2 protein-coding genes and 1 pseudogene are annotated in these 694 nt (G+C 40.5%); all 3 read right to left on the reverse strand.

All coding sequences use genetic code 11. From position 1 onward, the window contains the following. Nucleotides 1-189: hypothetical protein (locus ACJHYR_RS28035; RefSeq protein WP_410233231.1), on the reverse strand; the 189-nt coding region annotated here is incomplete at its 3' end. A gap of 119 nt (nucleotides 190-308) precedes the next feature. Then, nucleotides 309-530 carry a cell division protein FtsZ gene (gene kil, locus ACJHYR_RS28040; RefSeq protein ID WP_029400582.1) on the reverse strand — a complete coding sequence of 74 codons (222 nt, stop codon included), beginning with the start codon at nucleotides 528-530 and terminating at the stop codon, nucleotides 309-311. 45 nt (nucleotides 531-575) lie between these two features. Next, nucleotides 576-694 (reverse strand): annotated as a pseudogene (locus ACJHYR_RS28045) (transcriptional regulator); the annotation flags it as partial.

Below are 694 nucleotides of genomic sequence, written 5' to 3' on the forward strand. Positions count from 1 at the left end.
GCGAACAGGTTTTTTAAAGTCGTCTTCATCATAATCGTTATCATCCATTGCGGTAATGCAGCGGGAGATGGCAACAGATAATTTTTTTGCTGTAGTCCAGTAAAAACCACCTTTAATCCCAAGGCGTTTTCTGACTTTGTCATTTTTAGCTTCGCAATATAGCGCAAAAGTTTCTTTATCAGTGCTCATTGATAAACCTCATTGCTGTTTTAAGGTTGTGCGAATCCCTGCCATTGCTGGCATATAAGAATCGACCCTTATGTATTTATTAAGCTGAATGTCGTATTGGGTCAGTTATTTATTACAGCTCACCATGCCTCCGCCTTTACAGGTAAACCATCACGACCGAGGAAGACTTTAATCATGCGGTCAGTAATGCATGTTTTTGTAGTGAAATCACGGATATAAAGTTTTTGCTTTTCGATATTGTTTGCCGATGCAACATATGTCCGGCCTTCGTAAATAACGTAATCGCCGGGAGTGACGCACTGGCGTGGTATTTCATCGGTTCCGAAGTGATGAGCAATCATAATAATCTCCTTAATAATTTGTGATATGAAGGAAATTCCAGAAAACTATTTAATACTCAGCAACTGCTCGACGGTCATATTTTTAATTGCGCCCCGGTTTATGAGAGTCCATCCCTGCTTTTCCAGATAAAAACGGAAAGTATCCAGAGTACAGACCAGTGCGC

The organism is Escherichia sp. WS1450, from assembly GCF_046487395.1.
Classification (GTDB): Bacteria; Pseudomonadota; Gammaproteobacteria; order Enterobacterales; family Enterobacteriaceae; genus Escherichia; species Escherichia coli.

Bases quoted from the DNA above. Each gene is read 5' to 3' on its own strand.
- kil (WP_029400582.1), bottom strand. From the start codon at position 530: ATGATTGCTCATCACTTCGGAACCGATGAAATACCACGCCAGTGCGTC.